Below are 5,911 nucleotides of genomic sequence, written 5' to 3'. Positions count from 1 at the left end.
GACTTAAGACAGCTCAACTTAGCTAGCAAGCTACAAGATGAAATGGCTGTTTACATCCCAGCTGCTGGAGAAGAAATCCCGCCTTCATCTCCAGTTTCTTCAATCTCTTCCTCAGGAACTTCAAATGATCAGCCCCTTGTTAATATCAATACAGCGAACACTGATGAACTGCAAACGCTAAATGGCATTGGACCTTCAAAAGCGAGTGCCATCGTTTCATATCGAGAGGAAAATGGCTTGTTTCAAACAGTAGAGGATTTGGGGCAAGTATCAGGTATTGGCGAGAAGTCGCTAGAAAAAATCAAAGCTCAAATTACGGTACAGTAGAGACTTATTGACGAAGAAGGAAAAGAAACGCTACACTATGAAAGAGACAAGTATAATTATAATTATTCAGTTTTAAATAAAAAGGTAGGGAATGAGATGAACCGGATTTCATGGGATCAATATTTTATGGCACAAAGCCATTTGCTAGCCTTAAGAAGCACTTGTGAACGTCTGGCTGTTGGGGCTACAGTGGTGCGTGATAAACGTATTATAGCTGGAGGATACAACGGCTCGATCAGCGGAGGCGTGCATTGTGCTGACGAAGGCTGTTATGTGATTGATGGACACTGTGTAAGAACTGTTCATGCAGAAGTGAATGCACTCTTGCAGTGTGCTAAGTTTGGTGTGAAAACAGAAGATGCGGAAGTATACGTCACGCATTTTCCGTGTTTAAACTGCTGTAAAGCCCTTATTCAAGCGGGAATTAAAACAGTATATTACGCTAATGATTACAAAAATCATCCGTATGCTGTTGAGTTATTTCAACAGGCGGGAGTGAAAACAGCAAAAGTTGAACTTGATGAAGCAATCATTGACTTAAAAAGTAAAGAGAAGCTTCAATTTGTGACGGATGTTCTCGCTCGTTTAGAAAAAAGCGGAGCGGACGAAGCAGAAGTGATGAATTTACAGCGTGAAGCTCTCACTTTGTTTACGGCAAATTAAAGGTAAAAGAGGTTTTTTACTTAGTAACAGTAAGAAGCCTCTTTCTTTTAAGAAGAAAGGAGCTAAAAGTGAAAGGATATTATATTTACTGTGCTTTTAGCATGATGATAGCTTTATATGTATATGATAATCATTCCGCTGTAAGCCTGTTTTTGCTAATCGTGCTTTTCATTTTTCAATGGCTACAATGTCCGAGGAAAGTGGTTATTACTTCTGCACTGTTGAGTGTTTTGTGCGTCTGCCTATTAGCTGAGACAAATAAGCATAACAAAACGGTTCTTTTAACTGAATCTTCTTCTTTTACAGGCGAAATTTCATCTGTGCCGCATAGTGACGGCGACAAGCTTACTTTTAAGTTTACGGTTCAAAATGAAGAGGTCATGGCTTTTTATAAACTAAAAACGTTGGAAGAGAAACAGCAGCTCGAAAAGCTAACGATTCATCAAGTTTGTCAACTAGCGGGGCAATTAACTTCTCCTTCACCTGCTCGCAACCTTCATGCATTTGATTATCAGCAATATTTGTACCATCAGTCTATTCATTGGCAGCTTAACGTCAAGAGACTTGATTTGGTAAAATGCCAGCTCCCCACTCTAACTCCACTTACGTACCTTACCTTTATTCGTCAAAAAGGAATTAATTATATTCAACAAAATATGTCGGATCCAGGCGCTGGGTTTATGCAGGCACTAATTTACGGCGAGCGCACCGGCATCGAAGAAGAGAGTATCAAGCGCTATCAGCAATTTGGTTTAATACACTTGCTTGCCATATCAGGTCTTCATGTTGGACTGCTGACAGCAATGTGTTTTTATTTGCTCATTCGGATTGGAATAACGCGCGAGCGAGCCATTACGCTTTTACTTGTGCTTCTTCCTGTATACATGGTTTTGGCTGGTGGCAGCGCTTCAGTTGTCCGAGCTGTTTTTATGAGTATGCTGATGCTTATATCGATAAAGATACAAAGAAAAATTCTTTTGGTTGATAGCATCAGCCTTGCTTTTATAGCCATGCTGCTTTTTAAGCCGTACTATTTATTTGATGTAGGATTTCAGCTTTCTTTTGCCGTTAGTTTTGCATTGATTTTATCGAGTCAGACGATTTTACCTCGTTTTCATTCTTCTTTCAGCCAGCTCATGGTTGTTTCAGCGATTGCACAAGTCAGTTCACTTCCTTTATTGTTGTACTATTTTTATGGAGTATCTCTCCTCAGTTTGCCATTAAATATGGTTTTTGTACCGCTGTTTTCTCTTGTTATATTACCTCTTTGTTTGCTCATTCTTTTTGTTCGTATTCTCTTGCCGGGAGTGAGTGAACTGCTGGAGCAGATTCTTCATGTTCTTTTACTTTTTTGTGAAAAATTGCTTGGCTTTTTTGAGTGGATTCCCGCTGATTTTGTAACGGGAAAACCCCACATTGTGCTGTTTTTGGGCATGTACTTATGCATTTATGCTTTATTTGTGGCGGTCGAAGAAGGAGAATTTTTCTTTCGCTATATGTTTCTTCTCGTGGCATTGTTAGCCGCACAATGTATGTATCCTTATTTGAACCCAAAAGGAACGGTCACAATGGTCGATGTAGGACAAGGAGACTGCTTTATCATTGAGCTTCCTTATCGAAAAGGTGTGTATATGATCGATACCGGAGGAACCGTTTCATTTCCAAAAGAACCATGGCAAAAACGTCGTTCTTCTTTTGACGTGGGAGAAGATGTACTTGTTCCCTTTTTGCATTCAAAAGGAATAACAAGGGTAGATAAAATGATTATTACACACGGCGATTATGATCACGTAGGGGCGGCACAGCATTTATTTTCACAAGTGGCTGTCGGAGAGCTGGTGCTTGGGAAAAAAGCTGAATTAAATGATGTAGAGACTGGCTTGGTGATCGCTGCTCAAAAACAAAGCGTACCTGTTCAAATTGTTCAACAAGGAGATAGCTGGCAAGAAGGAGGTGTCTTATTTCAGATTATTTCTCCGACAGGTTTCGAAGAAACGAGCAACAACGGCTCAATTGTAATAGACGCTAAGTTAGGAAATTTAAGATGGTTATTCACCGGAGATTTAGAAAGGGAAGGAGAACAAAGAATATTGGAAGACTTTCCAAACCTTAAAGCAGATGTATTAAAAGTTGGGCATCATGGCAGTAAAACTTCAACTTCAGAAGAGTTTGTTCAACATTTAAATCCTAAAGTAGCGCTTGTTTCAGCGGGACAAAAAAATCGTTATGGTCATCCTCATCAAGAAATATTAGAGCTTCTGAAAAGCTACGGAGTGTATATTTATCGAACGGATGAAGATGGTGGGGTAATGTATGAATTTACAAAAAAGTCAGGAACGTTTTCGCAGCAACTTCCATAGTCTATAGTAAGAAAAACGAACTAAAAAAGACTGCTAAGAAGCAGCCTTGAAGCAATTTTACGAACCCAAGTAGTGAATCACAGTTGCAATAACAAATAAGGCAGTGAAAAAGCCAAATGAAACACCAAATCCTACGGCAGAATCGACAGCGTCGTTGCGTTTACTTTGGACACTTTCTTCAAATTGGTTCATTAACACCCCTCCTGTTTACAGTATAATCTAACTTTTTTTAAAAATCTAGACAATTTAAAAGCGTTTTCACAAACTGACAACAGTTAACAACTATACTTTATGGACATGAGGAGAAAATAGAGATAAGGGTTTAATCATTAACAAATAAGTAACCTAGGGCTTATATTGTTAATGTTTATCATAAACTGAGGAATTGTCGTTTTAAGGCAATTCCTTTTGTATTGTTGCCAAAAACTCATAACACCTTTACGATAGAAATTGTATTTTGTTTATCAGTAACTATACATAATCAATATAGATGAATAAAAAAGAGGAGCGTATATACGTTGGCAGTTGATAGCTTAAAAAGTATTACCAAAAATAATATAGCCCCCGTTTACTTAATACACGGGGTCAATGCATTTATGAGTAAAAAGATTAGAGATAAAATCGTCGACTATACGTTAAATGAAGAAGATAAAGAATTTAACTTGTCACTATACGATTTAGAAGAAACATCGATTGATCAAGTTCTAGAAGATGCTGAAACGCTTCCTTTTTTAGGAGACAAGCGTGTAGTGGTTGCGAAAAATGCAGCATTTTTAACGGCTGAAAAATCGAAAGATAAAGTAGAGCATGATCTAGCAAAACTGCAGCAATATGTGGAACAGCCCCCGTCTTTTTCAACGTTAATTCTACTAGCCCCTTATGAAAAGCTGGATGAAAGAAAAAAAATAACAAAATTATTAAAAAAACAAGCAGCTTACATTGAAGCGAACGAATTTGGTGAAAAAGAAATGAAGCAGTGGATTCATAATTTACTTTCAAAAGATGGAGTGAATATGGATGAAGATGCTGTGACGCTGCTTATTCAGCTTGTGGGTCTTAATGTAACGCTTGTGACAAATGAAATTGAAAAAATGGTGTTATACGTTGGACAAGACGGAGTCATTACAAAAGAAGTTGTGCTTAAGCTTGTGGCAAAAACGCTTGAACAAAATGTATTTACACTTATTGACGCTGTTATTCAGCGAAAGGTTTCTACTGCTTTAAATATGTATCAGGATTTACTGCGTAATAACGAAGAGCCTATTAAAATTTTATCTTTGTTAGCGACGCAGTTTCGTTTGATTTATCATACGAAGCAGCTGTCTAGTCAAGGGTACGGTCAGCAGCAAATTGCTCAAACGATTAAGGTTCATCCGTTTCGTGTGAAAATTGCTTTGCAGCAGAGCAGAAGTTTTGAGGAACAGCAGCTTAAAGAAATTTTAAAGGATTTAGCAGAGGCAGATTATGAAATGAAGACGGGGAAAATGGATAAAGCGCTTATTTTACAGCTGTTTTTATTAAAAAGAGCGCAATAAAAAAACGATCCTAATGGGATCGTTTTTGTCTCAATTATGCAGATAAACCGTTAAGTTTTACTGCTAAGCGAGATTTTTGACGAGCTGCAGCATTTTTGTGGATAATACCAGATTGTGCAGCTTTGTCTAATTTTTTAGAAGCAACAGCAAATGCTGCTTTTGCGTTATCTACATCGTTGTTTTCAACTAAAGCTTCAAAGTTTTTGATTGCAGTACGCATAGCTGATTTAGCTTGAATGTTATGAGCACGGCGAGCTTCAGTAGTTTTTACACGTTTGATAGCTGATTTAATGTTTGGCATCCGTTTCACCTCCCGAAATGATAACAATCGAGATTATATAGAACTCGACATTCTTCACAATAAGAACAAAAGATATTTTATCAAACACAAGGACAGAATGCAATAGCCTTGACAAGGAATTTTATATGACAGAGCTCTCTTTAAAAGCTTGTAGCTGATATTGCGCCCTTCCTTCCACTTTTCATTTCTTAAATGCATGAATCTGCCAGTCCTCGGTGACAATAATTTCAACAAAGATTGTCTAGGAGGTTAAGAAATGGAAAAAGAACTTGATTTAAGTCAATATAGCGTGCGCACGGATTTAGCTGTCGAAGCAAAAGACATAGCGTTAGAAAATCAGCCTAAACCGAATAATCAGTCAGAAATCAAAGGCGTAATTGTAAAAGAAAAAGAAGAACAAGGTGTCAAAATTTCAATGGTAGAAATTACGGAAGAAGGCGCAGAAGCAATCGGTAAGAAAAAAGGCCGATATGTAACCCTTGAATCGGTAGGCATTCGCGAGCAGGATACTGAAAAGCAAGAGGCCATGGAAGAAGTATTTGCTAAAGAGCTGAATTTTTTTATTAAAAGCCTCAACATTCCAGATGATGCTAGCTGTCTTGTAGTGGGTCTTGGAAACTTAAGTGTTACACCAGATGCGCTTGGACCAAAGGCAGTAGATAATTTGTTGATTACAAGACATCTGTTTGAGCTACAGCCTGAAAGCGTGCAAGATGGCTTTAGAC

Annotated in this window: 7 protein-coding genes; 5 read left to right on the top strand and 2 right to left on the bottom strand. The window is 38.0% G+C overall.

The genetic code is table 11. The features are described from left to right. From AC1DRF_RS14830 to AC1DRF_RS14820, 3 genes are all read left to right on the top strand, one after another. On the top strand, positions 1-327 hold a 327-nt coding region (locus AC1DRF_RS14830; RefSeq protein WP_477741026.1), incomplete at its 5' end, for a helix-hairpin-helix domain-containing protein. A gap of 96 nt (positions 328-423) precedes the next feature. Next, positions 424-990 (top strand): ComE operon protein 2, encoded by a 567-nt coding sequence (locus tag AC1DRF_RS14825; protein ID WP_218812657.1) that lies wholly within the window; start codon positions 424-426, stop codon positions 988-990. Between the two features lie 68 nt (positions 991-1,058). Continuing rightward, positions 1,059-3,350, top strand: coding sequence for a DNA internalization-related competence protein ComEC/Rec2 (locus AC1DRF_RS14820; protein WP_477741025.1), 2,292 nt, complete (start codon positions 1,059-1,061; stop codon positions 3,348-3,350). Positions 3,351-3,407: 57 nt separating this feature from the next. Here AC1DRF_RS14820 and AC1DRF_RS14815 read toward each other — a convergent pair whose 3' ends face one another. Beyond that, on the bottom strand, positions 3,408-3,542 hold the full coding sequence (locus AC1DRF_RS14815; RefSeq protein WP_013059251.1) for a YqzM family protein: 135 nt from the start codon (positions 3,540-3,542) through the stop codon (positions 3,408-3,410). Between the two features lie 326 nt (positions 3,543-3,868). Here AC1DRF_RS14815 and holA point away from each other — a divergent pair, with 326 nt between their 5' ends. Further along, positions 3,869-4,885, top strand: coding sequence for a DNA polymerase III subunit delta (gene holA, locus AC1DRF_RS14810; RefSeq protein WP_013059250.1), 1,017 nt, complete (start codon positions 3,869-3,871; stop codon positions 4,883-4,885). 34 nt (positions 4,886-4,919) lie between these two features. Here the strand turns inward: holA and rpsT are convergent, their stop codons facing one another. Next, a complete protein-coding gene (rpsT, locus tag AC1DRF_RS14805; RefSeq protein ID WP_013059249.1) occupies positions 4,920-5,186 on the bottom strand; it encodes a 30S ribosomal protein S20 in 267 nt (88 codons plus the stop codon). A 256-nt stretch (positions 5,187-5,442) separates the two neighbouring features. Between rpsT and gpr the strand changes: the two genes are divergently transcribed. Next, positions 5,443-5,911, top strand: a 469-nt coding sequence (gene gpr, locus AC1DRF_RS14800; RefSeq protein ID WP_477741024.1) for a GPR endopeptidase, incomplete at its 3' end; no start/stop codon positions are given.

Source organism: Priestia sp. P5_B4 (assembly GCF_056400385.1).
The sequence above is the reverse complement of the archived record's forward strand: the minus strand, read 5'-3'. Positions and strand labels throughout refer to the sequence as shown.

Bases quoted from the DNA above. Each gene is read 5' to 3' on its own strand.
- rpsT (WP_013059249.1), bottom strand. From the start codon at position 5,186: ATGCCAAACATTAAATCAGCTATCAAACGTGTAAAAACTACTGAAGCT.
- AC1DRF_RS14825 (WP_218812657.1), top strand. From the start codon at position 424: ATGAACCGGATTTCATGGGATCAATATTTTATGGCACAAAGCCATTTG.
- AC1DRF_RS14815 (WP_013059251.1), bottom strand. From the start codon at position 3,542: ATGAACCAATTTGAAGAAAGTGTCCAAAGTAAACGCAACGACGCTGTC.